Raw genomic sequence first — 26,900 nt, 5'->3', positions numbered from 1 at the left:
CCTTTAGATAGTCGTTCATCTTATGATTACTTAGGACCGGAAATAATTTATCCTTCCTTGGACCTTCAGGATTTCTCAAATATTCATTGACAATTTTTAATGCTGGCGGAAGCAAAGGAATCCGAGTTGACGTACCGGTCTTTTTTCTGTTTGTCCAAATCCACTTCTCGCCATCGATTCCAATGGTCAACTCATCAGTTTGCAGCTTTTGAACATCAGCATATGCAAGCCCAGTGTAACAGCAGAATAAAAAGATATCACGAACCTGGTTCATCCTTTGTTTCTCAAATTGCTTTTCAATGATTCTCCTTAGTTCTGCTTGCGTTAGGAATTCCCGTTCAACTTCACGTTTAGACATCTTGAATCCAGAAAAAGGATCTCGCGTCAGCCAGCCTTTCTTGATTGCGATGTTTACAATCTTTCTGAAGTTTGACAGATACTTGACAACCGTATTGTGCTGACACCTGCGAACTGATTTCAACCAGAATTCAAAATCTTGAATGAACTCGTAGTCAAGTTTTTTAATATCAATATCATCCACGCCAAGCTTCCACTTCAGAAAATCAAGTGTGTGTTTTTTCGCGGTCGTGTAACGCTGAAACGTTAGTGGAGAGAATTCGTGACCTATAAGCGTTTCCATGCGATTGTTGTGGTCATCAAATATCTGCATTAACATTTTTGGTGTTTGGGTCGGAATGCCGTGCCACCTGCATTTGAATTCATGTAAGCATAGTAACCTACCTTCATTCAAGATCTGTCGCTGGTGTGCATATGCTTTTGAGAGTAACGTATCAAGATAACTGTTGATGGACTTTGAAGATGAAACCGTTCCTTTCACGCGACTTGCTTCAGTAGACCATTCATCGGCCTGAACGAATCGTTTCGTTCCTACCTCAAACCGTTCACCCGAAATGGTGATGCGCATATAGATTGGACATTCGTTTAGCTTATTCGCCATCGACTTCCGTGCAAAGAATAATACGCTCATTGTTGTACTCATAATGATTTGCATTGGTTGAATATTGTTAGAGAAATAAGTTTGATGAATCCTAAGTTCGGATCTCAACAGATCTGCCTTCGATTCAAATGAGTATGATATTTTGAATAAAGCAAGTCACAAGTTATATTGGACAAAAGCTTTTTACTTGCCTTTCCATCCCGCGTACATACCTACAACGACATCCATTGAGACGAATGGACCCGGGTTCCGGGAACTTTCGAAGTTTTACGCTAAAACTTTGAACAAAACAGGGGAAACTTTTGAGCTTGATTTTAGCAAGATGAATCATATAGACGCAAATCTTGCCAGTGTTCTAGCATCGATCAAATATCGACTTGAACAAAGAAGATGCAAGCTGATTGTCAGGCTCGCGGGTGCTACCTTTTATACATTCAAAAGAAACGGATTTATTAGCTATTCGAACGGTAAACCTAATGATCTGTCCGTGGCAGATGAGCGCGAGTCTACCATCCCACTAAGAGTGTTCCGTCCAGACGAAGATGAACCATTTACTCAATATTTGAAAAAAGATTTTTTTGGACATCGCGGAGCAACAGCCCTAACAAAGACTGAGGTTGATCGACTTATAAATCATTTTTCAGAGATCTACCAGAATGTCTTTATGCATGCCAATACAACCGAACCCGTTTTCGCTTGCGGTCAATTCTTTCCGTCTAAGGGTGAATTGAAATTTACCTTGGTCGATCTTGGGGATGGTTTTTTGAAAAAAGTGCATGAAAAAACCGGAGGACAAATTTCGAGTGAGGCTTCGGCTATTCAATGGGCGTTGCTGGGAAATACGACTAGAGACGTAGCGAAATTTGGACCCGGAGGAGGTGTTTTAAAGAGTATCCGGGAATACTGTAAACAACACAATGGCTCAATTTTGATTGTTTCTGGCGCGGACTATTGTAATGCCGGTGCTGGCCCAATTGAAAGTGGCAAACTGGCATGCCCTTTTAGCGGATCGATAGTTAACCTGGTTCTTCGAAATTTATAGCTTGAAAATGGACAAAATTCGTAATTTTAGGCTTCAATGTATATGGTGCAACTGCTAGTAAAAGATATCATTTCAAGCACTGTAGCAATCTCCAATACCGCTGGTTTAAAGGCTTTTGATACTGTACGGAAATATGTTTTATCTGAACAGCAAGTGATACTGTCGTTTGCAGGTATTGAAAACCTCACTTCAGCGTTCTGCAATGCTATGATTGGCAAACTGTATATGCAGTTTGGCGAGAAGCACATCGATAGCCTCGTTAAATTTGCTAACGTTGATAATGAGGTTTGGCAAGAAAAGATCCGAACAGCGAAAATTCTTGGAGTTGATGAGAAATTCAGAAATGCAGACCAAGAAAATATTTCGCAGCTTTTTGCATAATGCCATTTCCGAATATTTCCGACATTCGTTTTGCAACTATTAAAAGCCAATGTTACTTGCTCGACACGAACGTCTGGTTAGCGCTCGTTTCAGGTCTGGCCTCTCCGGACAAGAAGTTTGTCCCATACCTTGATTTCGTTGACAAGATTTTATCTTCAACGTTACATCCGAAACCAAAAATTGTTCTCAGTAATCTTCAGGTTTCAGAGCTGATCAATGCTTATTTAAGACAAGTTGCAATGAGACGGTACGTACTTGAGAACCATGTTGGACAGCCGGGACCGGATTACTTCAAAATGGTTTATCGGTCAACGCCACATTTCGCTACCCACCATAAGCTAATTAGGGATGAGATTAAAGGTTATGAGCCATCGTTGACACCTCAAGATGATAGATACACGCAAATTGGCCCGTACAAAATCATCGATGAACTAGCTCCGAAGATGGACTATAACGACTACTACTATTACAAGCTGTGCGTACAGTTGAGTAAAGAAGGAATTCAAACCGCCATCGTCACTCATGATGGCGATTTTAAATTTAAAGATGTTGAGATAATCACTGACAACTCCACTCTCAAAAATTTGCGATATCAGTCTTAGCATATTCCGATTCGCGTAAGCTATTTGCATTGCCAATTTTTTTTTAAACATTATCGCCACGAAGCGAAGTTATCCGTTGGCTGCATTGCAGGTTTTGTTCTAAGTGCATCGTGTATTCCATTGAAATCTTTTTTATCACTTTCCTGAAAGGCATCAAATACCATTTTTGCATTCTTGTCAATGGTAGCTAAGTCAACGATTAGGAAAATGGTCAGAACCGCTGCCAGCCGGGGAAAATTGTTTATGTAACTCTCCGAAAGAATTTGCCCACGCATTTTTTCGAATTGCTCGATTGATACAAAACTTGAGTGGGTGTGCATCGATGCATACCGATACAGGTTAAAATACGCTCTTATGGGACAAGTATATTCTACGAGATCAATTATTTTAAGAAGTCGGGCTTTACCATTCTTATGAAGAAATCGCCAGTTGGATTTTTTATCCTTTTCACTAAAAATTCTGATGAACTCTTGGTCATCTAGCTGCGCCTTAAAACGATGATGCGAAACTTGAGACGAGATTGAGGCCACCTCCTCCTGATCAAGCTTCAATATTTGAGACGCTTCTTCAAAATCTGTTTCGTGAACGCGAAACTTCTTTTTTTCAAAATACCCTTCCAGCTTCCAAAGTAAAATCTTGAATTCCTTTTCTTCTTGAGTTTTTGAATGAACAAATAAGTGATGAAACGTCACATATGTTTCCATTAACACTCTGATAAGGGAATTAATCGTGAAAATATCGATTGCCATTTTTCGTTCCTTTTCTGTGGAACCTTTCGCTTCGATCAAGCCACGAATAAGATGATACAATGTCCCAGCGTGAATTGCAAACTTGTCAATTAGCAAGTCGGAGTATCTTTCGAATCCACTACGTGTTACGGTTTTTCGCGCCTGATAAACTTTGAAGAGATGCGAAAGAAGGAGCTCCTCCAATTTTCGTGTTGGATTTTCTACAAGGCTTTGCATCAATTTTGAGTGAAGATTGGGTGAACAATATTTTCCTCTTCAATCCATTTCTCTGGCATGAGGGAATCTAAGATTGCTAATGCCTCTGGAGAAAATAAAGTGTGTTTGATTTGTACGGTCCAGGGGCTTTCAATGTCAGATGTTTGAAACGGATTTTGTGGAATTAATAGTTCAATATCTGGAAAGATGTTTGCCTTAATGTCCTGGTAGATTTCAATGCCTTTATTGTCCCAGTCACACAAATAGTATAGGGGCAATTTAGGTTTGGGTATAAATTTTAATTTAGCAGTGTTTCGTCCCCCAGCATGCCAGAGCTCAACGTCCTTTAGCCTTGGCTTTCGGAGCTTATTGTCATTCTCGCATAAAACGATGCACCTTGGTTTTAAGCTTTCACAATGCAAAACATATAAGTATTGTTGATCGTGCTCATCTCTTGCCAAAGTCTTAACGCCTAAAATTTTCACAACTGCATCGTAGATGCGTGAGTTTCGTCTAAGCTTTTTCGCTCCACCAAAGTATGACGCTGATATTTCCTTTTGACTTCTGCCCTCGTTGACTATAACATCTCGGTTAGCTTCGATCTTCAAAAGAATTTCAATGTCAGTTTCGTCTAAATTTAAACTATCGAATTCAAAGCGATTTATAAATTCTTCGTATTGAAGAAATTTCGGTAGCAAAGTATTAGCGTAAAATGGGTCATAACTTTTGCTCTTAGACAATGTTTTATTGTCCGTCTGCCGGATGTAGTCCATGTCAACCATTCTCTTAACGAAGGGAAATTTTAAAATATCGGCCGGAACGGAACCGTTCTTGAATAATAAGTTTAGTTGCTTAATTGCTTGCCAATTCATTCTGCTCTAAGTGCTGTTTGATAGGAATACTTTTCACGCGGGTTTTGAAAAAGCTCATTGGTGTGTAATTACGATGCTTGTCCTTTTTCCCTTTTATAAGCATGTGCAAATACCACTCCTCGTCATTATATGATCCGAACGGTTTTGGGGTCATCGTAATTAATTGGTAGCCGAATTGCTTTGCTATTTCTGGGAAGATATTAAAGTTCGTGTCATCGATATTTGACAGTTCTTCTATAATTATAAACTTGATGCCTTGATTTTGGTCCTGATCCTTTTGAACGATGGAGAGCCGCCCTATGCATAATAGTGCTAGTGCTGTATAAGCTTGGCCACCGCTGGCGGTATTTGTCTCACCTTCTTCATCCTCCATTTTTACCTTCAGAGTAAAGTAGAATTTCGGATCGAGCAACTTGATCGGGTCGGCATCAACAGCTGAATAAAATTGTCTCGCAATGTTTTTGATCAAATTTTCAGGAGAATTGTGGTCAGGCATGTCATCGAGCTTTGTAAATAGGTCAGCCCCGTACTTATGAACTCGAGCCTTATTTTTCATCTTTTCAATCCAGTCGATGTTAATATCCTTTCTCGGCTCAAACTCTATCTTAAAATTATACGCGTTACTTACCTTGTTCTTTTCAAAGAAGAAGTTGAGATTCAAGATGGTAGTAGCGTATTGGCGATATTGCTTCTCCACTTGGGTAAATACCTCCGTTAGTATTTTCAATTGCAATTCCCCAAGAGATTTCAGGTGTTCATTAAGCTGAGTGAGTTCGTTGCCGAGCCCATCCAATCCCACCTTACCACATAATACATCGACTAAAGTTTGGAAGCTATAATACGGGATGCCATCTTCACCATAGAGCTCTGGGTTGTTCCGATCTGATTGCGACTCCTCAAAAGAATTTGCCACACTAGAGTACTCTAGTTCGTACGCCCTTTCATCCTTATCGGACAGCCCCTTTAATCCAAAAACAAATTCATCATTAATCTCACCCAGGATAAGAATATTCTCAAATCGTAATTCAGTTTCTACTTCAAGCTCCTGCTTCGCGGCAGCAAATGCGACTTCTGTAAGTTTTTTCGTTCCATGCAAAGACGATGATTTGAACTGACATTCCTTGTAGGTGCTGTGCTGTTCATCTCGTTTAGATTTAATACTTCGCCTATACCTTTCTGCTGCATTAATTTCCTTCTTCCTTTGATTACGGTCCTCAATAAGCAAATCAAGTGGGAGTGTTATGTCAAAGTCAATTTTATCAAATGGTTGAGTTACTTCTTTTTTTAATTCGTGAAAATCCTCGGTTAGTAATTCAGTTAGTGCTGCATCGTTTGCTTGTGATTGGTCTAAGATTTTAGCAGCATCTTGGATGATTTTGGTTATCTCTTCATCCAAGACAACGTACTCTTCTTTATGCAGCTTGATTTTGCTAAAGTCATCGAAATGTTTTTCAATGAACTGGATATTGTGTTCGCTCAGGGCGTTGTCGGGAACAATTTGTATAAGGTTTTGCTCAGCTTGGTATATTTTAAAATAGTTGTCGTTGAATCCTAATTCAACCAGTGCTTGATTTAAAGTCCTGATTTGATTTCTTTCTCTTTCAAGACTAGTAATCTCGTCCTGAATCTCTTCCTTCTTCCTCGCGATAGCCTTGCTCAAACTCTCTCTCTTATGAAAAAGTCTTTTTGAAATCAACGGTAAATACTCAGAGAGTGGTCCTAGGTTTAACCAAATGCCATCGCCTTCCGTCTTATAACAGCTTAGTAGTTCAGAAGGGTTAAGCGTTAATTTTAGCCCTGCAAATGGGGTCACTTTTGTAACATAAATCTCTTTAAGCCTTTGGAGAATGGTTTCCTCCTCAATCGAAAGCTCTTTGTTTTGTTTAATCGCCCAATTGAACAATGAATTAGGATTTGCTCCATCATATAGTAGCTGGATCTCTTTTAAAGCCTCCAAATTCTGGTCGATCTCTTTCAACCTTCTAGGATAGAAATCATATGCTTCGTCATAGTTCTCACTCCACTTTGACGTTTTGAATTCACGGAAAATAGAATGCTCCTTCAGCAAGTTCAACTTTTTACGGGCATCTTTTAAATTTTCATTTTCAGCGTATGCGCGTCTTAGTCCTTCCCGAGTCTTGTACTTATTGACGATCTCGACCAATTCCTCGAGCCTATCAATATGGGATTGTAGGTTCTGTAGCTTTCTCTTTAATTCATCCAAATTCTTTTTACCTGCACCGGTCTTCAGATCCTCTAACCTAGTTCGGATTGCGTTACAAATATCCCTCTGAAGTAGCATTTTCTTGTAAGAATCGACACATTGGACTTCATAGGCATCTTTGAGGCTATTAAATTCATGCAATGACTTGGTTTTCTTCTCTTCATTGTCATTGAACTCTTTGGTTGCTGTGCTCATCTTCATGAAACACAGTTGTGCATTATTTTTTAGGTATTCCTCCTTTGATTTAACACTTTTCTCAAAGGTTATCTTAAGCTTAGACAATCTCTCTTGCTTATGGACAAGTGTCCTTATTTCGAGGTCAGCATTATGATAGTTTTTGATGTGTTGCGCTAAGATTTCCTTCTTGTCATTAAAATTTATTTGAATCTCTTCGTTGTCTTCGAACAAGAAGTCCTGAAGACTCTTTGACTTTTTCGTGTCCAACGTCTTTGCGCGTGAGAAGGATTGAAGAACCTTCGCGAATGACTTTAGATTTGTCTCTTTGGTTAGGTCTACAGGGAGAAGTTTATTCCTAAAGAGAAGATCAAAATATTCATCAATCTGGTTTCTTTGATAGAAGTCTTTGAAATGAATTCCGTATTTGTTGTACAAGTTTCTAGCCAATGGCTGCAAATCAAGAATCCGCATGTCTTCATCGATAAAATCTGAAGATTCAAGGATTTGCTTAAAAGGGACAAGAGCCACCCCACGGCTTTCAAAGTCATCTCCTCCCTGAACGATGAATGGCCGAACGGGGAGACGCGAAGTGCGCGGAATATACACTCCTATGGTCAGGAATTCTTTTTCTTTCTTTTCTATGTCAAGAAAAGCGAACCCGTGAGTTATCCAATCCTTTTTAAGTGGAATGTTTTCAATTTTTCGATCTTCTATCCCTTCTGTCCCCGGTCTCCACTCTTCTCGTAACGGCACAAAGATCAACTGCAACAAATCTGCAAGTATTGACTTACCTAGTCCATTATTGCCGGTAAAATCAGTCCTTATTTCATGCAGTTTGTAATCCGCATTGTTGTGCTGTCTTATTCCTACTGTTGAAATTGAATGTATCCTAGGAAAGTTTTTCATTTTTCAAGTAGTTTTCAATCGCATCAATATTGTTAATTACATCTCCGTAAAGTGTAACGAGGCGGTCAATCCCTGGTTGTATCACAAATTTCATTTCATCCAAATTGCTGAAATAGATCCAGCCTAGCCGTTCAAAATCTTTTAGGATAGACCTTACCTTATCCTTAACAGATTGCTCTTCAGAGGGTGTGTAGTTGGGCTTAATTTTCCCAAATAGCAGCAACTGCCAAGACTCTTTGTTTTCCCCTTCTTTAAAAATCAGTTCGAGGTCTTGCCATGACACAGCCTTTTCTTCAAAGAATTTATCTTTAAAAATGTTTAATAGAAGGATGCCAAATATTACCTTATCATCCTCTAGTTCTTTGCTTCTATTGTCTTTGCCTAGCTTCCCTTTTCCCTCATCTGGATAGTCCAGGTAGTAATACTTGTCGTTGTCGGCCATTCCTCTTATCAAAGGCATGTGACAAAAAATTCGATAAAATTCTTTTAGCCCATTATCATAATGCTCATCGATGAAATGGAATATCCTTTGATCGTTTCCAAAATCTTGGATGTGCCTCCCTGATCGAAGCGCAACGTCTGCGTCTATGAAGTACTTTGCTGCTAGCTCAGAGTTTAAGAATTCGAAATTTGCATTTTCCATAGAACGAGGTCCATATGTTTTCTTGTCACTTCTTCTTTACTTATAGCAATCATTCCCCCTTTTGAGGCGTTGTGTTGCTCTATAAGTCCGAAGCAAACGTTTATTGCTACTTCAAGACTACCCTCCTTTTCCATTATTTTATCCAGCCACTCCTCAAACTGAATTTTATTTCCGGCACCTATTTCATCGTTAATTTTATCCAGCCATTGAGCAGTAGATTCTTGGACTTTAAGTAAAGCGAAACCTTTTTTCCTTTCTGCTTCTTCATGTTCATTGTCATGGTCTGGTTCATCGGGTTTCGCATTCGCATAAAATTTAAAATCCAACTTTGGAATCGCGAGGAATTTTTGATAAAAGTATGGTAGATACTTTCTAGGGAATTTTTCTGGTAAGCGAATCTCACCTTTCTCGTGATAGCTATTCTTTAAAAGATACTGGAGCAGCTTCTCAATTTTCACTTTAAACATTTGTTTATGCTTAAGTGAATCCAACAGGTTGCGAAGTCGTTTAGATGCCAGTTGTATACGTTCGTTTATTGAATATATCCGGTAATCGATATTTTCAAAAAACGCTTCGATGTCTCGCTGTATTCTGTCATATTCCGTGAAAACTTCCTCATGGGTTGTAAATTTTTCTCTTGCGCTCTTGATTTTATTTACCGTCTCATTTTTATAGTCAAGTGTGTTGATGAGGCCAATGGTTTGTTCTTCAAGGCCTTTGAAAATTTCAACAAAAGAGTTGATTAGCTCTTTCGGATTGTCAACGTCTGGCTTCAAGAGATTACGGAGCTCTAAAATTTTTTCTTCGATAGCCAACTGTAGAAGCTCAGTGTGTCCAACAATTTCCTTTTGCGCGGGAAGAAAATTGTTTTTGTGCCAGTATTTTAAGCTCTCGATTTCAGAAATATCTTCATCGTTAATGGGGAGAGTTCGTTTGAAGACATGGAAGAGCTCAAGCTTCTTAATCTCTGGCTGCACTTGATTGATTATTAACCGGCACAGTTCCTTAGCGTATACTGTAAGGTGAACATAGTATTTGCTCCCTCTGGATTCTGTGATGTAATAATGACTGCTGAGCTTCCTGGATAATACTTCTTTTTGGATTTGCCCTTTTTGAAGAAACTCGGCAACGTCCTCGATTGTATCGTCTAAATCTCGTTCTTCAAAATTTTCAGATATGTATCCTTTTTCAATTTTATAATACAACCATACTATAAGAAGCAACGACTCCTCATTCTGAGGGATTAATTCAGTGTAACTTTTGGAAAGAGATATAAGGAGGTCCTTGTCCATTACCTTTTATATGGTGTTCTCAACAACTATAGAGCCATAATTTAGTTTTTGATGGAGACAGGTAGTGTCTCACTGACATATGGTAGATGCCGCATGAACTGCGCACAATTCGTCATGCCCACTTTAGTCAGCTCCTGATGGCTAACCCCTATGAACCTGCAAATTCGGGGTTTTATCACTAAAATTATCTCATGATATGAGATAAAAATACTACATTGCTCGCAAAACCAAAAATGGTTTTATGAATCGTATTAAAGAAGTTTTGGAAGAAAAGGGAATTAAGCAGACTTGGCTAGCAGAGAAACTTGGCAAAAGTTATAACATGGTAAACGCATATGTTCAAAATCGAAGACAGCCAAGTCTCGATGTGCTAGGTCAAATTGCTAAGATCCTAGGAATTAATATTAAGGAACTGATTAAGTAAGGATGTTGATGTCACAAACCGATTTAACTTTTTTCACCAACGATAAATTTGGAACTCTACTCGATAGATTCAAAGCCACGCTGAAGGACACCCGATACTTTGATGTTCTTGTCGGATATTTCCGATCCAGTGGATTTTATCAACTATATCAAAGTATCGAACCAATAGATAAAGTAAGAATATTAGTTGGCCTTGGTATAGACGAACACTCTTATAATGCGATTAACCAGTATCAAAACCAATCCACAATTGATTTCGAGTCGCATGGAACCGCAAAGCGGGAGTTTCAAAAAAATCTAGTACAAGAGATCGAGAACGCAACAGAATCGGACCAGAAGCTCGAAATCGGGCTAAGGAAGTTTATCGAATTTCTTCGACAAGATTGTGTTGATAGCGAAACTGATAAAGCCTCATCGGGAAATGGAAAAAAACTCGAGATAAAAGCATATCCTTCAAAGAACGTTCACGCAAAAATATACATTGGTCGATTTCATCCGGAAGACCGCGACTATGGTTATGTAATCACAGGCTCAAGCAATTTTTCACTCTCAGGCCTTGTAGCTAATCGGGAATTCAATGTGGAGCTGAGAAAACGTAATGACGTAGAATTTGCTTTGGCGCAATTTGAAGCCCTTTGGAAAGACTCTGTAGATATTTCTCAAGAGTTTGTAGACGCGGTTCAAATTAGAACCTGGCTTAATGACACTATCACTCCTTACGAACTATACCTAAAATTAATCTACGAATATTTGCAGGAAGATATCAATCTTCGAGACACCTACGATACGTATCTGCCTGATGGCTTCGCTCGTTTACAGTATCAGCAGCAGGCGGTAATTCAAGCACTAAAGAAGTTAGAAGAATTCAATGGGGTCTTCTTGGCAGATGTTGTGGGATTGGGAAAAACATTTATTGCGGCTCAGCTTCTTCAACAGGTCCGAGGGAGAATTCTAGTAATTTGTCCTCCAGTGTTAAGAGAGTACTGGGAAGAAAGTCTGAGAGAGTTTCATGTTCCTGCAAAAGTCGAATCACTTGGCAAACTTGAACATATCATTGATTCTGGACTTGAGAAATATGAATACATCGTTGTAGATGAAGCGCACCGTTTTAGGAACGAGACAACGCAGGCTTATGCTGATCTTTTAGACATCTGCAGAGGAAAAAAAGTCATTCTTGTGACAGCTACACCTCTCAATAATTCAATTGAAGATATATTTTCTCAACTTAAGCTTTTTCAAGCACCTAGGAACTCAACAATCCCAGGCGTCCAAAATCTTGAAAAATTTTTTAACCGTCTAAAAAAGCGATTGGAAGAATTCGAAAAGCAAGATCCCGAGTATAAAAAAGCCATCAGGGAAGTATCCAATGAAATCAGAGACAAAGTGCTAAAGCACGTCATGGTTCGAAGAACAAGAAGAGATGTTCTTAAATATTTTAAATCGGATGTAGAGATTCAAGGGTTGGGCTTTCCTGACATGCAAGACCCGCAGAAAATTGTTTATTACTTTAAAGGAACCGCAGAGCAAGCATTCAATCAAACCATCAAGCTTCTTTCTGAATTTCGCTATACAAGGTACATTCCATTGCTTTACTATGTCGGCAACAAAGGACTTACAGAATTTGAGAAGCAACAACAGCGAAATGTAGGCGGCTTTATGAAGGGCGTATTGGTCAAACGACTAGAAAGCAGCTTATATGCCTTTAAAAACAGTGTTAGGCGTTTCACAGAATCATACGAGAGATTTATAGAAATGTTTAATGGGGGTACCGTTTATATCAGCAAGAAAATTAATGTTTTCGATTTGTTGGATAACGATGACATTGAACGACTTGAAAAGTTGGTTAATGACGAAAAGGCACAAAAGTATGAGTCTAAAGATTTTAAGAAAGATTTTATTCCGCACTTAGAGCGCGACCTTGAAATATTAAAACAGATAGGGAATTTGTGGCAGAATGTAAGCGAGGATCCAAAGCTTGAACAATTCACAACGGAAATAAAGACGAATCCGGTACTTAAGAAAAATAAGCTGGTAATTTTCACCGAATCGAGGGAGACAGGCGATTACATTTACGAACATTTGATACAGGAGTTTCCAGGTAAAGTTATTTTCTACTCAAGTAGGGGTGGGAGACATACTGACATCCATATGACATCAAAACACAATATTTCCCGTGACCTTATTAAAGAAAATTTTGATCCCAATCAAAAGGAACAATCGAATGACATTAGGATTCTTATAACAACGGATGTTTTAGCAGAGGGAATAAATTTGCACCGTTCTAACACGCTAGTTAACTATGACCTCCCTTGGAATCCAACTCGAGTACTACAGAGAGCAGGTAGGGTGAACAGGCTTGGAACTAAGTTCCCTGAAATTTTTATATATAATTTCTTTCCTACCACGCAAAGTGATGAGCACTTAGGCCTTGAAATCAATATCACAAATAAAATTCAGATGTTTCATGACATCCTTGGTGAGGATGCACGGTATTTATCAGATGGCGAAGAGATTGGCAGCCAGGAATTATTTGACACATTAAACAACAAAAAGATCTACACAGGCGAAGATGAAGAAGAAGACTCCGAGCTGAAATATGTTGAACTATTACGTTCAATCAGAGATAAAAATCCCAGCCTTTTTGAAAAAATTAAAAAATTACCTAGAAAAGCACGCTCTGGATTTCGTCATGATAGCGCAGAGCAATTAATTACATTCTTTCGCTTAGGCAAACTCAAGAAATTTTACAAAAGCAATACTGGTCAATCTGAAGAGATTACATTTTTTGATGCGGTGAAAATATTGCAGTGTAAGGCAGAGGAACCCAGGGTTCAAATTCCATCTGATAAATATTTTGCTTTGCTTCAATTAAACAAAGTTCGGTTCGAGTTGGATTCGCAACTTGATGACGATGACCCGTTAACTCGGGGTAGGTCCAATGCGAAGTACATTGAGGATCGACTCAAGGATAAAAACTTCAAAAGTTATAAGGGCTTTACTGATGATGACGATGAGTTTATTAGAGGGGTCAGGCAAATGATTTCCTTAGGAACCATTGCTAAAAAGACTTCGCAGCAAATTAAAAAGGAACTGGAATTCGAAACAAATCCGCTCCATGTTATCGGCATTTTAAGAAAATATATAAGGACTATTGCAGTCGAGGATCATGCTCATGGAAAGCAAAGCGTGAAACGGGAGGTCATCTTATCAGGGTACTTAGCGTAGTAATATGGAAAGGAAGCAAGCTAAAACATATATCAGTGAAGTCCTGCAATCAAATTTTGATACTGATCGATTTCAATTATTCCTTAAGAATCTTTTAAATGATTTCGAACCTAGAGATAATTCATATCATGGAAGTTTACTATGGGAGGCTTACAGGGATCATATTAATCATTATCGCAGAATAGGTAAGTATATTGATCCACATGGTGAAGCTTTGGATATTTTAATTGTCGAAACGAAATCCTTAGCCAAATTAGATCGAGCTAGAACGTCCCTAAGAAACTTTGTCGTGAAGCACTTACAAAGTTTCGAAAAGGACTATGCGTTGGTTGCCTTCTACTCAAACGAAGACCAAGGCTCTGATTGGCGTTTTTCATTTGTTAAAATTGACATTGAAGCTGAGCAAACCCAATCTGGAAAAGTTAAATCCAGAAAAGAGCTAACACCAGCAAAAAGGTTTTCGTATTTGGTCGGAAAGCATGAAAACTCTTACACTGCACAGAAGCAACTAATTTCCCTATTAGAAAATGACTATAGTAATCCACTGATAGCGGATATAGAAAACGCGTTCAGTATCGAAAAGGTAACAGACGAATTTTTTGAGCAGTATAAAGAACTCTATTTAAAACTTTTCGAAAATTTGTCTGGTGAGGAAAGTGTTACAAAGATTTTAACACGTTCACATTTTGATGTTGCCAGGTTTACGAAAAAGTTATTAGGTCAGATTGTATTCCTATACTTTCTTCAAAAAAAGGGATGGTTAGGTGTACCAAAAGATGAAACCTGGGGCAAAGGAGAAAAACGATTCCTTCAGAAGTTATTTATTGAGGCATCAACTGAGAACAAGAATTTTTTCAACGCATACCTTCAATTTCTTTTTTATGAAGCACTAGCCAAGCCGAGAAGTAACAGCCCGGACCCGACTTTCTATAAAAAATTTGATTGTAAAATACCTTTTTTGAATGGAGGACTTTTTGAGGCTGATTACGATTGGGTGAATTCCAATTTGATATTGCCCAACGAACTCTTTAGAAATTCTGAGAAAAACAAAGCCGGGGATATTGGTACTGGAATACTTGATGTATTTGATCGTTACAATTTTACTATTAAAGAAGACGAGCCGCTGGACAAGGAGGTCGCGGTTGATCCAGAGATGTTGGGCAAGGTATTTGAAAACATGCTGGAAATAACGGAACGAAAGAGTAAAGGAGCATATTACACCCCAAGAGAAGTGGTGCATTATATGTGTCAAGAAAGCCTCATCCAATACTTGCATAACTCTCTATGCGAAAACAATCCAATTCAAATACCAAGGGAGCATATTGAGACCTTTATAACCAAGGGTCACTTAACACTGGAAAATGACTTGGTTGTTCAAATCAAAGGACGAGAGACAAGAACACAGAAGTTTCAGCTACCTGAAACCGTCAGAGAGAATGCTAAGCTCATTGATAAGAAATTAACAGATATCAAAATTTGTGATCCAGCGATCGGATCAGGTGCTTTTCCGGTTGGCTTGTTGCATGAGCTAGTAACTGCTCAAAAAGTTTTATTGCCACATCTCGATCACCAATATCTTGAAGATAAATTAAAGGTCATTGGCCTGGAGTTCGACACGTACTTAAAGGATCCAGGCAAATACATTTACCGAATAAAAAGGCACGCAATTCAGGAAAGCATTTATGGGGTTGACATTGATGCCTCAGCGATTGACATAGCGCGATTGCGATTGTGGCTAAGTTTGATTGTTGACGAAGATGACTTTTATACAATTGAGGCCTTACCAAACTTAGACTATAAAATTGTCAATGGAAACTCTTTGATTGGTATGCCAGAAGAGTCGCTCCGCGATCTCAAAACCGAAAATGAGCTCGAAGGATTAAAAGATGAATTTTTTGATGAGACAGACGAAATTAAGAAGAGGGAACTACGAGGAAATATTAATTCAAAAATTCGCGACCTTCTAGCGAGTGCTAAGCAATACGCTGGATATAACATTGATTTTGATTTCAAACTCTTTTTCTCAGAAGTATGGCATTATAAAAAGGGTTTCGATGTAGTGATAGGTAACCCTCCATACGTTTTTGGTGGTTCAAAAAAAATTACTGAGGAGCAGAAAAAAGCATTTAAGGTTTTGTATAGTTCAGGTACTAAGAAAATTAATCTTTTTGCCCTATACATTGAAAAAGGTTTGCTTATCCTTAAAGACAAAGGATCCCTGAATTACATTACTCCGAATACCCTATTGAGAGTTACTTCCTATAGCGGCATAAGGGAGTACATTGTAAAGAGATCTACCATCGAAGAGATTGCGGATCTAGACGTTGGTGTTTTTAAAAATGTTACTGCCTCTACAGTGATTATTCGGTTGTCTAAACAACCCGCTGCAACTGGCAATACAATTGAAGTAAAAAAAGGTATAGGGGAGAATGTGTTTCAACACATTGACCAAAAAGAATTCAATGCCAAGGGTTTTGTCTTTGATATTTTTTCAAAGAATACGGATAGAGTTATTCTAAGCCAGTTATTCAAAGGAAGTGTGCAACTTAAAAACATCACTAGAATGATACGTTTTGGGGTAGTCATTTCCGGGAATTTGGAAACCGTTGTGTCGACTACGAGAAAAAGCACAAATTGGAAGCCGTTTCTTGAAGGAGACGAAATAACTTCATATCGAATCAATTACCGGGGCAGGTTTTTACACTACTCAAAGGAACTTCTCCATAGAAGCAGAACCCCTGATGTGTTTGAAGTTCCAAAAATTATGGTTCAGAGAATAACTGGTGGAAGCAGGCCAATTAAAGCTGTTTTCGATTCGAGCAATTACTACAATAAAGAATCAATTATAAACATCATTCTCAATAGCGACTTATTTCGATATAAATATGTCCTCGCAATATTAAACTCGGAGCTAATCAACTGGTTCTACGCAAAAAAATTTACGAATTTTTCGAAATTGACTGTCAACCTCTCGAAGGAATACTTAGAAGAGATTCCTATTAAAAATGCTAATGACCAAACGCAGAAGCTAGTCTGCACGTTGGTTGATTATGTGACTTACGCAAATAGCAAATTGGTATTACATTTCTTTTTAAATCTTATTGATGCAGTGGTGTTTGAACTGTATTTAATGGATGTGGTGAAATCAGCCAAGAAGCAAGTCATTCCCTATCTGTCCGATCTAAAGCCACTTGAAGAGGAACAGAGTGAAGAACAGAAGGTTCGTATTATTCAGGATGAATTTGATCGACTGTACAACCCGAATCATCAAGTTAGAAATAACCTTGAGTCAATTGAAAGCATAGATGAAGTACGAACAATAAAAGAGAATCTTCGATGAAAATAAAGAGCATAGAAGTAAATAACTATAAGGCGTTCTATGGTAATCACACTATACCGGTGAATGGAAAGAACGTATTCATTTATGGTGAAAATGGTAGCGGAAAAAGCTCTCTGTATTATGCTCTAAAGGATTTTTTTCAATCCTCTATTGAAGTGATCGATCTAAATGAGGTCGAGAATATTTTCATTGATGCGTCTGACAAGGGTAAGAGCCACATTAAGGTAGTTTTTAACCCAGATAAAGACGGAAATAACAACAACTCCGCCTACGAATGTACGGCCACCTCAAAAAATACAGACTCGACTTTAGATACGAGTATTAAGGATGCAAACAATCTCAAGAGTTTCCTCACTTACAAGCATCTTTTGGATATTCACCATATTAAGCGTGGCGAAGAGATTGACCTCTTTGGCTTACTCGTAAAAGGAGTTCTGAAGCATTTCAAATACACGCTGACGGGTGGTAAAGAGTTAGGGGCACTTTGGAAAGAATTGGAAGACATGATTGCCAAGCCAACTGACCGGACGCATACCACCGCGCAAAAGAAGTCGGAAGTTGATAGGGCATTAAAAACGTTTAACGATGCTTTTAAGCAGCTCTTTGAAGAGCCAACAGCTGCAACCGCGAATCCAGAATATATTTTAAGTCATGCAACCCCGATCTTGGATCTCTTTGAGCACAGCTTAAAGATTAAACTTAGATATCTCCAAGCCGTTCCAAATGCTGACTATACTGCATTTGAAAGAAACCAAGTGCGCATTGATCTGCAATATGCTGGTAAAGCTGTCATCAAACCGCACTTGTTTTTAAATGAAGCTAGGCTCTCTGCGATTGCTATCTCCATTTATCTGGGCATGATCAAGAGACATCCGCAACTTAGAAATTATAAATTGCTGTTTCTTGACGACATTTTCATTGGCCTAGATATATCAAATCGCCTGCCGCTTATGAATATTTTAGAATCGCATTTTGGAGATTATCAAATATTCATCACTACCTATGACAAACCTTGGTATGAATATGTGAAGAGTTTTCTTGAAGGACGAGCAGGCTGGATGACTCTAGAGTTTTATGCGACCCAAATAGATAAAGGGTATGAAATTCCAAGGATTTTAGATAATAATGACTACATCGCACGGGCAGAAAAATATTTGCAAGAGAACGACTATAAGTGTGCTGCTGTATACGCACGGACTGCGTTTGAGCGCGAGTTGCAAAAGTTCTGTGACAGAAAAGGTATTGCAGTAAAATATCATAAACAGGTTAAGAAATACGCATCAGAACATTTTTGGAATGCGATAAAAAGTCAAAATCACATGACGCAGGGGACCATCAGTGATATTGAACAATTTCGTGATTTAGTTTTGAACGCATTCAGCCATTATAATACGGAAAAACACGAAATAAAAAAGGAGTTGCAGAAAGCCCTTAATTCAATAAAGTCATTGAAAGGTGTTCTGGACGCAATTGCATAACACAGAATGAAGGTCAATATCAGCAACGCGGTCAAGTTATTCTTTCCAAATCCGTCATTGGAAATGGTGTACTTCGAGGCTATTGCAAATGCTGTCGATGCAAACGCGACCAGCATCGAAGTTTTCATAAGTATTGACGCTTACAATAAACCGGAAAGTCTAACAATTGCAATCAAGGATAATGGTGATGGCTTTAACGCTAAGAACTTCGAAAAGTTTTCTAAGCTCCTAGAGATTGAGGCGGAGGATCACAAAGGCATCGGCAGACTTGTGTTTTTGAACTACTTCAAAGAGGTTGCTGTAACTAGTATTTTCGAAGGACAGAAAAGGTCTTTTCTATTCACTGGAGCTTTCGATGGTGAGCACGAAATCACAAACGTTCAGACCCAATCAAATGAAACTGAATTAAAATTTAAGGGCTACAGAAAAGACAAAGTAAAATCATACGACTACTTAAAGCCAGAGTCGATTAAAAATGGAATTTTACTACATTTTTTTCCGCTTTTCTACAGCTTAAAAATGAAGGGTAGCAGTTTGAAAATCGGAATCACTTTGACAACGCTCGAGTCAAACGCAGAGCATAATTTTTATTCTGAGCGCAAAGAACTTATTGTCAGCGAAATTCCAAACCTACAAGAAGAGAGCTTTCCGGCAGATGGCTTGGACCTTTTTGAAAAATTAAAACTTTTCTACTCAATTAAAGAGAACCCGGAAAACCAAACATTAATAACTGCCATTTCAGTCGATAACAGGACAATTCCAGTAGAGATTTTTTCACGCGATGCAATCCCTGCCGGTTACGAGATCATTTTTCTCTTATACTCAGATTTGTTTAAGGGCAAAGCAAATTCGTCCCGTCAAGAACTCGAAATGGAAGAATCTGACGTAAGAACACTAAAGAGACTTTTTGGTGAGCAGGTCTCGAAAATACTAAATGACAAAATACCTAAAATCCAAGAGCGAAACAGACAAGTCACAGAGTCGCTGAAGGAACGGTTCCCTCACTTATCTGGTTATTTTGAAGAGGAGTCGGTTGGCTTGATCGATAGAAACCAATCGTTGGAGCTTGCGCAAAGAAAATTTTTTAATGCACAAAAGGAAATTCTCGATTCTCAATCGCTTTCCGAGGATCAGTACCAAAAATCTCTTGAAATTTCGGCAAGGATTCTCACTGAGTATATTCTATATCGAAACATAATAATAAATAAGCTGAAGCAAATTGATCCATCAAATGATGAGGCCGACATACATAATATAATCGTCCCAAGACGAAAGACTTTTGTAAAATCAGACAGCAGCACCGACTTATATACAAATAATGCATGGCTCCTCGATGATAAATATATGTCATATACTACGATTTTGAGCGAGCGGGAAATGGGCGAACTCATACAGAATATTTCTCTGGAGGAGCATTCTGAACGAATCGAGAAACGGCCAGACATCGCTATAATATTCTCTAACGATCCCGAACGAACAGCGAAAGTAGACGTTGTAATCGTTGAGCTCAAAAAACTAGGTTTAGGGCTTGCAAAACGCGAGGAGGTCATAAGTCAACTGAAACAAAGGGCTCGAAAATTATTGAGATTATACCCTACTAAAATTCAACGAATTTGGTTTTATGGTGTTGTTGATTTCAATGACGAATTCAAAATATCGTTGCTTGAAGAAAAATTTATTGAGTTGTTTTCAAGTGGAACAGTTTTCTATAAAGAGCATTCAATAATATTAGATCTCGACCAAAAGACCGAAATTCCAGTTGGGCTTTATGTGATGTCTTACGAAGCATTTTTGAAGGACGCTGAAACAAGAAATCATACATTTCTTAACCTGTTAAAGGAAAGTTTGAAACAAGACAGGTGACCCATTATAAAATAAGGGAAATAGTAGATGCTCTTCCTGGGTGAAATGACCGGTGATATTTAATAAAATTGCCATTGTGTAAATGTTGCATGCACTTGTGATAAGTTGTAGCAGACCTTACTCCAGATAGCGCCATCAATTCCTTGCGAGTTATCTTGAATGAAGCGGATCGCTCATTCTGGATCCACTTTATGACGATGGCAAAAAATATCTTCTGATGACTGCCATTCATTTGTGAAGTTGCAAGCAGCTGGTCAAATAGCACTGTCATTTTCTTTCATTACTTAACATGCGATCAATATCCTCTCGATTATAATAATGCATCCCGCCAACCTTCGTATAACGCAAGACACCCGATACTCTAAGATTCAAAAGCGTCCCAGATGAAATACTTAATACAGCCCTCACCTCTTTGCTCCTCAACCATTCCGTCTTCGGTTTATCAGCCTTCTGAAGCAATTCCTTTATCTCTGTCAGCAGTTGTGTTTTGAATTGCTGCAGATCCTGTTTCGTCACGATGTCAATCTCCATAGTTATTCGTGTTTGTATTGTGCAAAGCTGAACGATCATAAACCGGGCTTTTCACTAGACGATCCCAGATGGGAAAGATTTTTTGAATTGTCGGTTGCTTTTTTTTCATCCCATGTGGGACGACATAGTGAAAGGCCCAGTAATCAGTCGGGGAGATTTGAACCAAAAACAATTATGGTTCTATCATTTTCAGACGCGAAGAAGATTTCTATCATCGAGTACTTATCAAAACTTGGGTTCGAGCCGACAAAGATAAGAGGAAACGATTACTGGTATTGCTCTCCATTAAGGCACGAGCGGGATGCATCATTCAAAGTCAACAACAAACTCAATGTATGGTATGATCACGGGTCAGGTGAGGGTGGAACGTTACTTGACCTCGGAATGAAGTTGCATGGATGTACGCTTAGCGAGTTTGTCGAGAGGCTAGGTAACGAGAATTTTTCTTTTCACCAGGTTTCTAGAATTCGGGTCGATTCGGGGCCTGAGATTAAGATTGAGATCCTTTCAGCAAAACCAATCGGTGACCTAGCGCTGATTCAATATCTCGAAGGACGAAAGATCGATCCAGATATCGCGAAACGGTTTTGCAAGGAAGTACAATTCAAGATCAAGGATCGGGATTATAAAGCTATCGGATTCCCGAACCGCTCAGGTGGATATGAGTTGCGGAATAGCTGGTTTAAGGGTTCGAGTTCTCCTAAAGACCTTACGGCAATTCAACACGCAGGGGGAAAGTCGATTTGTGTGACGGAGGGGTTCTTTGATTTTCTTTCGCTTCACCAGCTGCAAGACAAAGAGATTGTGAATTTGGTGAGACGTTCAGATTTTCTTGTTCTGAACTCCATTGCCTTCGTGCAAAAGTCCTTGCCTATCATCTCTAGTTACAACAGTCGCGAACTGTTTCTGGATAATGATCAAGCGGCAAAAAAAGCCAAGACTTCAATAAGTGAAAGCGGATTGACGATAAATGATCGGTCAAGCCTCTATGCATCGTTCAAGGACCTGAACGAGTTTCTAACGAACGGGTCAAGCAACAATTTCCAGGTATCCAAGTCGAGGGGATTACGGCCTTGACCATTGTCAAGGTCAGGCATTACCTCCGTCAAGGTAGGTCTTTACCTTGATCAAGCACCTCGATTACCTCCGTCAAGGTCGTAGCGCACCTTAAAATCTCAAAGAAAACAAACTTTTTAAACTCAACTCAAAGATGAATGAAATAGTGAATTACCTCGAAAGCAAGAAGGCTGTGTTTCATGGCGCCCTCGCGCTTATGCTGCTTTACGTGCCCCATGCCGGAAATCTTTTTATGAAGCTTGAACATATAGACATGACATTCTCCGGTTACTCTTTTCTTAACTGGATATACGGGGTTGCATTGGCTGGTATTATTGAGTTTCTAATCCTCGTGTTTTTAATCAATGGATATCGCACTACCGGGAAGTTCTATGCAGTTGTAAGCTTCTTTCTGAACGCCTTTTACTATGACTATTGGTTTGTATCGATTCAAGATCCTACAATGAATAACATTAAGATCATGGTCATTAGCCTCTTTATTTGCCTCACTCATTCATTGTCAGTTTGGCAGCTCAGTGAGCTTTTCTATAAACGATTGAAGGATGATAAGTCAGATTTCTGGTGTCATGATTGCGGAATTCCGTTTCCAAATAAAAAATCTCTCGAAGGACACATAGCAAAACTGCATAAGACAAAACGAAAGGAAGCAAATGCTGAATGACGTAAGCACCTTTGCTAACAAAACATTTCAAATGGTTTCAAATGGTATTTATAAGCCCTCAAACAAGAGGGCTTTTTACTTCTTTCAAATTGAAAATACACTCTAAAATCAGCGGCTTTAATGGCAGTCATGGCGCATCAGCAAGATGTATTTTTGTGCACAAAAATGGTTGCGGCCTTACTCCGAAGTCGTGGCCGCTTGCCGATGCGCTGACAATCTAACCTCACCAAATTTCAAAGAAAAATCGTTCGTATCTGGGATTGTATAGTGAATATCGGGATTGACATAATGACACTTTTGGCTATCAAACATTCGAGATATGCCAAGAAGAAAAGGAAAGCCAGACACAGTTCTTCAGAATGAGATCAAGACGCGTGTCAATGATAAACGCTACGAGAAACTAACCGACATCCTTAACAAGTCGCGATATCACTCCATGAGTGAACTTGTTCGCGACATCCTGGAAAACAAGCCGATCAAAGTTCTCGTGCATGACGATTCGCTTGAGCAATACATGGAGGTGCTCGTTTTCATCCAGAAGGAGCTAAGGTCGATTGGAATAAACATCAATCAGATAACCCGACACTTTAACAGCAGCCCGACCGAAAGTCAAAAGATGTTTCATGCAATGAAAGTCGGTGAACAATTTCAGCAGGTTGGATTGCGAGTAGATCAGCTTTTGTCCATTGTAAAAGAGATAGCGAAGAAATGGTTGCAAAAGTGATCTGTGGGAAGAACATCAAAGGGGCTGTTGCCTACAATGAATTAAAGGTAAAGGAAGGTGTGGCGGAATGCATTCATTCAAACAAGTTTGGAATGGATGCCACTGAACTAACGCTAGCCGAGAAAGTAAATCGCTTTCGGCTGAGAATGGATCTCAATAAGAACGTTCGCACCAACGCTGTGCACATCTCGCTCAATTTCGATCAATCGGAAAAGCTAACGGTCGATGACCTCCGGCTGATCAGCGACAAGTATATGGAATTACTCGGATTCTCAGAGCAACCATTTCTTGTTTACCAACATCGGGACGCTGCACACCCACATGTTCATATTGTCACCACCAATATCGGACGAGACGGCAAGCGGATCGACCTGCACAATATCGGGAAGGTCAAATCCGAGTACGCCAGAAAAATGATAGAGGCAGAATTCAATCTGGTGAAGGCAGAGAGCATCAAAAAGGCGACAGTGCTTGCGCCTATTCTCGCGAAAGCGTTTTATGGAAAAACCGAAACCAAGAGAGCTATCTCAAACGTGGTCCGTGAGGTGACGCGGTCATACAAGTTCACTTCACTGCACGAATTGAATGCAGTCCTTAAACAGTTCAACGTTGTTGCCGACAGAGGATATGAAGGCACCAGAATGTATGAGCGGAAAGGTCTTGTGTATAGTATTCTTGACGGCAAAGGGAACAAGATCGGAGTTCCTGTTAAAGCGAGTACTATTTATGGAAAGCCAACACTCAAGTATCTCGAAAAACAATTCCGGTTGAATGAGACGCTCAGACGATCATCGGCAAATGCACTTAAGCAAAAGATAGATGAGTCGATTCACAAGTTTGGAGCGAAAAACCTCGATCAACTCAAAAACATGCTTTCTCGCTTCGAGGTGGTCCCCGTCATACGAGCTAATGCTGAAGGCAAGGTCTATGGCTTAACCTATGTAGATAATGAGCTAAAGGTAGTTTTCAACGGCAGCGACTTGGGCAAGGGCTACAGTGTAAAGGGCGTCTCCGAAAGGATGCAAGGTCATACAAACCAAGTCAAGCAAGTGCCGAAGCAGTTTGTTCCCCTACCAGAGCTTCTCCAGCAAGATGAATTGAGTTCACCACATTGGCTCAAAGCGCTTACAGACGCTGAGAAGCTTGACCACTCCAACCCAAATCAAATCAAGAGAAAGAGGAGAAAGAAAAAACAAGGACGTTCACTTTAAATATTAATCCGATGGGAATGACAACAGGAGAAAACGATCAAGGATTAAGAAAGATACTTGACCTTACAAGGTTGCTGAGCATTTCTATTCTTTTGATACATTTTTACATCAATTGTTATAATTTCTTTGACAGCCTCGATGTAACTCATGAAATCATAAATCAATTCGCCCTAAATCTGCTCAAATTTAATTTGTTCCAGCATTCAGTCAGATCAAAACTTGCGGCATTGCTTCTGCTGATCATTTCGCTGGTCGGAGCAAAAGGAAAAAAAGACGAATCGGTTTCTATTAAAAGAGTGGGCGCAATCTTGATCTTCGGTACAAGCGTGTATCTCGTCAGCACCTTTGTTGATAATGCAATATTATACATGACAGCTACCTCAACTGGCTATCTCCTGATGTTGATGGGTGGGACACAATTAAGTAGGCTAGTTCAGCTGAAACTTGGAAAAGACATTTTCAACAAGGTTAACCAATCTTTTCCGCAAGAGGAACGCCTCATTGAAAATGAGTATTCGGTGAACCTCCCGACAATCTATGTATTAAAAAATCAGGTCCGCAAAGGATGGATCAATGTAGTTAACCCGTTCCGTGCAACACTTGTGATCGGTACACCGGGCGCAGGTAAATCCTATTTCGTAATCCGGCATGTTATCACCCAGCACATCAAGAAGGGGTTCACGATGTTCTTATATGATTACAAATATGATGATTTGTCACGCATTGCTTATAACGCACTTTTAAAGCACCACGAAAACTATCCAATTCCCCCCAAATTCTATGTGATCAATTTTGATAAGATCAACCATCGCTGTAACCCGCTCGAACCGTCAATGATGTTTGACGTAACAGATGCAACAGAATCATCACGAACGATCATGCTCGGATTAAACCGGGAATGGATCAAGAGACAGGGGGACTTCTTTGTCGAATCACCGATCAACTTTGTTACTGCTATTATCTGGTTTTTGAAAAAGTATAAGGACGGGAAATATTGCACTTTGCCGCATGTGATTGAATTGATGCAGATTGACTATGATAGCCTGTTCAGTGTACTCAGAACAGAACCAGAAATTGAAGTCCTAATTAATCCATTTGTTTCGGCCTATACCAACGATGCGATGGATCAGGTTGAAGGACAGATTGGAAGCGCGAAGATTTGTATGGCACGGCTTTCATCTCCTCAACTCTACTATGTGTTGTCTGGAAATGACTTTACACTGGATGTCAATAATCCAAAAGAACCGAAAGTTGTCTGTGTTGGCAACAACCCGCAAAAGCAACAGATCTATGGCGCAGTACTGTCTTTGTATATATCGCGAATGACGAGGCTGGTGAACAGAAAGCATCAACAAAAGTGCAGTCTCGTGTTTGATGAGTGGGCGACAATCTATAACAATGGAATTGACGGGTTGATGGCAACGGCTCGTTCCAACAAAGTAGCAACTACAATCGGTATTCAAGATTACAGCCAGCTGAAAAAGGACTATGGTAGAGAACAGGCAGAAGTCGTGATGAACATCGCTGGAAACATTATCAGTGGTCAAGTTGTCGGAGATACAGCGAAACAATTATCGGACCGCTTCGGAAAAATTGTTCAGCAAAGAGAATCAATTTCCATTAACAGTTCAGACACATCGATCAGCCGATCTACTCAACTCGAATCTGCAATTCCACCATCAGCTATTGCAACGCTTTCTTCAGGTGAGTTTGTCGGTCTCGTGGCCGATAACCCGGAAGAACGAATCAATCATAAGATCTTTCACTGTGAGATCGTGAATGATCACAAGGCGATTGCTGCCGAGGAAAATTCATATATAGAAATCCCGAACAGCCGCGAGATAACACACGCGGATATCAATGCTAACTACAATAAGATAAAATCGGATGTCAGACAACTGGTGAAAACAGAGTTGGAAAACATGCGGAATCACGAGCACCTTGCGAGATTGATCGTTAAAAAATAAGCCCTGGCATTTGCCAGGGCAGATGTGGACTCCTTCGCTAATATTTTATAATGACAAGGTACGAGATAATGTAGACCGGGATCGATAGCCAGAAAATTAATGCAAATGCTTTCAGACTAAGGTCAGGCTCCCTGAACAATAGCAAGCTCTGAGCTTTGGTCAAAAAAAAGCGCGTTTTCTGCATGATTTCTGCATTTTCGAGCGTGTAAGCTACTAAAGTTAGTAGGAGCATCAAACCGATTTAGCGGGATTTTTGGCTTTGTGGGAAAACATCAAGTCAAGGCGCGAAATCTTAAGAAGCTCAAAGCGCTTGGTAACCACATCCGACTTCTTCGAAATAAAAAGGGAATGACGCAGGA

The 26,900-nt window shown here is 39.5% G+C and carries 20 protein-coding genes; 13 read left to right on the top strand and 7 right to left on the bottom strand.

Annotated features, from left to right (window positions below; genetic code table 11):
- A partial coding sequence (locus KK060_RS21380) for a site-specific integrase (RefSeq protein ID WP_254156205.1) occupies positions 1–1,000 on the bottom strand: 1,000 nt, incomplete at its 3' end.
- A 238-nt stretch (positions 1,001–1,238) separates the two neighbouring features.
- Between KK060_RS21380 and KK060_RS21375 the strand changes: the two genes are divergently transcribed.
- From KK060_RS21375 to KK060_RS21365, 3 genes are read left to right on the top strand one after another with little or no spacing between them, the layout of a single operon-like run.
- Entirely contained in the window at positions 1,239–2,000 is a 762-nt protein-coding gene (locus KK060_RS21375; RefSeq protein ID WP_254156203.1) for a hypothetical protein, read from the top strand.
- A 42-nt stretch (positions 2,001–2,042) separates the two neighbouring features.
- Positions 2,043–2,381 (top strand): STAS-like domain-containing protein, encoded by a 339-nt coding sequence (locus KK060_RS21370; RefSeq protein WP_254156201.1) that lies wholly within the window; start codon positions 2,043–2,045, stop codon positions 2,379–2,381.
- Complete coding sequence (locus tag KK060_RS21365) at positions 2,381–2,983, top strand: hypothetical protein (protein ID WP_254156199.1); 603 nt, start codon at positions 2,381–2,383, stop codon at positions 2,981–2,983. The genes KK060_RS21370 and KK060_RS21365 overlap by 1 nt, the downstream gene beginning before the upstream one ends.
- Before the next feature lie 50 nt (positions 2,984–3,033).
- Here KK060_RS21365 and KK060_RS21360 read toward each other — a convergent pair whose 3' ends face one another.
- From KK060_RS21360 to KK060_RS21340, 5 genes are read right to left on the bottom strand one after another with little or no spacing between them, the layout of a single operon-like run.
- The gene (locus tag KK060_RS21360; protein WP_254156196.1) at positions 3,034–3,948 is read right to left on the bottom strand and encodes a DUF5677 domain-containing protein; all 915 of its coding nucleotides are present in this window, start codon (positions 3,946–3,948) and stop codon (positions 3,034–3,036) included.
- Positions 3,948–4,799 (bottom strand): hypothetical protein, encoded by an 852-nt coding sequence (locus tag KK060_RS21355; protein ID WP_254156193.1) that lies wholly within the window; start codon positions 4,797–4,799, stop codon positions 3,948–3,950. Before KK060_RS21355 ends, KK060_RS21360 begins: the two co-directional genes overlap by 1 nt.
- Entirely contained in the window at positions 4,780–8,106 is a 3,327-nt protein-coding gene (locus KK060_RS21350; RefSeq protein WP_254156191.1) for a synaptonemal complex protein 1, read from the bottom strand. Before KK060_RS21350 ends, KK060_RS21355 begins: the two co-directional genes overlap by 20 nt.
- Positions 8,090–8,749 carry a chromosome partition protein MukE gene (locus KK060_RS21345; protein ID WP_254156189.1) on the bottom strand — a complete coding sequence of 220 codons (660 nt, stop codon included), beginning with the start codon at positions 8,747–8,749 and terminating at the stop codon, positions 8,090–8,092. Before KK060_RS21345 ends, KK060_RS21350 begins: the two co-directional genes overlap by 17 nt.
- Complete coding sequence (locus tag KK060_RS21340) at positions 8,722–10,041, bottom strand: hypothetical protein (RefSeq protein WP_254156180.1); 1,320 nt, start codon at positions 10,039–10,041, stop codon at positions 8,722–8,724. Before KK060_RS21340 ends, KK060_RS21345 begins: the two co-directional genes overlap by 28 nt.
- Before the next feature lie 241 nt (positions 10,042–10,282).
- Between KK060_RS21340 and KK060_RS21335 the strand changes: the two genes are divergently transcribed.
- The 5 genes from KK060_RS21335 to KK060_RS21315 are packed head-to-tail and all read left to right on the top strand — an operon-like array spanning position 10,283 to position 20,370.
- Positions 10,283–10,465 (top strand): helix-turn-helix domain-containing protein, encoded by a 183-nt coding sequence (locus tag KK060_RS21335; protein ID WP_254156178.1) that lies wholly within the window; start codon positions 10,283–10,285, stop codon positions 10,463–10,465.
- Between the two features lie 8 nt (positions 10,466–10,473).
- A complete protein-coding gene (locus KK060_RS21330; protein WP_254156176.1) occupies positions 10,474–13,689 on the top strand; it encodes an SNF2-related protein in 3,216 nt (1,071 codons plus the stop codon).
- 4 nt (positions 13,690–13,693) lie between these two features.
- Positions 13,694–17,029, top strand: coding sequence for an Eco57I restriction-modification methylase domain-containing protein (locus KK060_RS21325; RefSeq protein WP_254156159.1), 3,336 nt, complete (start codon positions 13,694–13,696; stop codon positions 17,027–17,029).
- Positions 17,026–18,507: an AAA family ATPase gene (locus tag KK060_RS21320; RefSeq protein ID WP_254156157.1), complete on the top strand. Its 1,482-nt coding sequence runs from the start codon at positions 17,026–17,028 to the stop codon at positions 18,505–18,507. The genes KK060_RS21325 and KK060_RS21320 overlap by 4 nt, the downstream gene beginning before the upstream one ends.
- A 6-nt stretch (positions 18,508–18,513) precedes the next feature.
- A complete protein-coding gene (locus KK060_RS21315) occupies positions 18,514–20,370 on the top strand; it encodes an ATP-binding protein (protein ID WP_254156155.1) in 1,857 nt (618 codons plus the stop codon).
- Between the two features lie 267 nt (positions 20,371–20,637).
- On the opposite strand, the gene KK060_RS21310 is transcribed toward KK060_RS21315, so the two are convergent.
- Positions 20,638–20,901: a helix-turn-helix domain-containing protein gene (locus KK060_RS21310; RefSeq protein ID WP_254156153.1), complete on the bottom strand. Its 264-nt coding sequence runs from the start codon at positions 20,899–20,901 to the stop codon at positions 20,638–20,640.
- 174 nt (positions 20,902–21,075) lie between these two features.
- Here KK060_RS21310 and KK060_RS21305 point away from each other — a divergent pair, with 174 nt between their 5' ends.
- The 5 genes from KK060_RS21305 (at position 21,076) to mobC (ending at position 26,541) form a co-directional block, all read left to right on the top strand.
- Positions 21,076–21,978, top strand: coding sequence for a DUF8464 domain-containing protein (locus KK060_RS21305; protein WP_254156151.1), 903 nt, complete (start codon positions 21,076–21,078; stop codon positions 21,976–21,978).
- A 133-nt stretch (positions 21,979–22,111) separates the two neighbouring features.
- Positions 22,112–22,639, top strand: coding sequence for a hypothetical protein (locus tag KK060_RS21300; protein ID WP_254156149.1), 528 nt, complete (start codon positions 22,112–22,114; stop codon positions 22,637–22,639).
- Positions 22,640–22,958: 319 nt separating this feature from the next.
- On the top strand, positions 22,959–23,363 hold the full coding sequence (locus tag KK060_RS21295; RefSeq protein WP_254156147.1) for a plasmid mobilization protein: 405 nt from the start codon (positions 22,959–22,961) through the stop codon (positions 23,361–23,363).
- Positions 23,348–24,574 carry a relaxase/mobilization nuclease domain-containing protein gene (locus KK060_RS21290; RefSeq protein ID WP_254156139.1) on the top strand — a complete coding sequence of 409 codons (1,227 nt, stop codon included), beginning with the start codon at positions 23,348–23,350 and terminating at the stop codon, positions 24,572–24,574. The genes KK060_RS21295 and KK060_RS21290 overlap by 16 nt, the downstream gene beginning before the upstream one ends.
- 17 nt (positions 24,575–24,591) lie before the next feature.
- Positions 24,592–26,541 (top strand): conjugal transfer protein MobC, encoded by a 1,950-nt coding sequence (mobC, locus tag KK060_RS21285; protein ID WP_254156132.1) that lies wholly within the window; start codon positions 24,592–24,594, stop codon positions 26,539–26,541.
- Positions 26,542–26,900 lie beyond the last annotated feature (359 nt).

The organism is Chryseosolibacter indicum (genome assembly GCF_018598585.1).
Classification (GTDB): domain Bacteria; phylum Bacteroidota; class Bacteroidia; order Cytophagales; family Cyclobacteriaceae; genus Chryseosolibacter; species Chryseosolibacter indicus.
The sequence above is the reverse complement of the archived record's forward strand: the minus strand, read 5'-3'. Positions and strand labels throughout refer to the sequence as shown.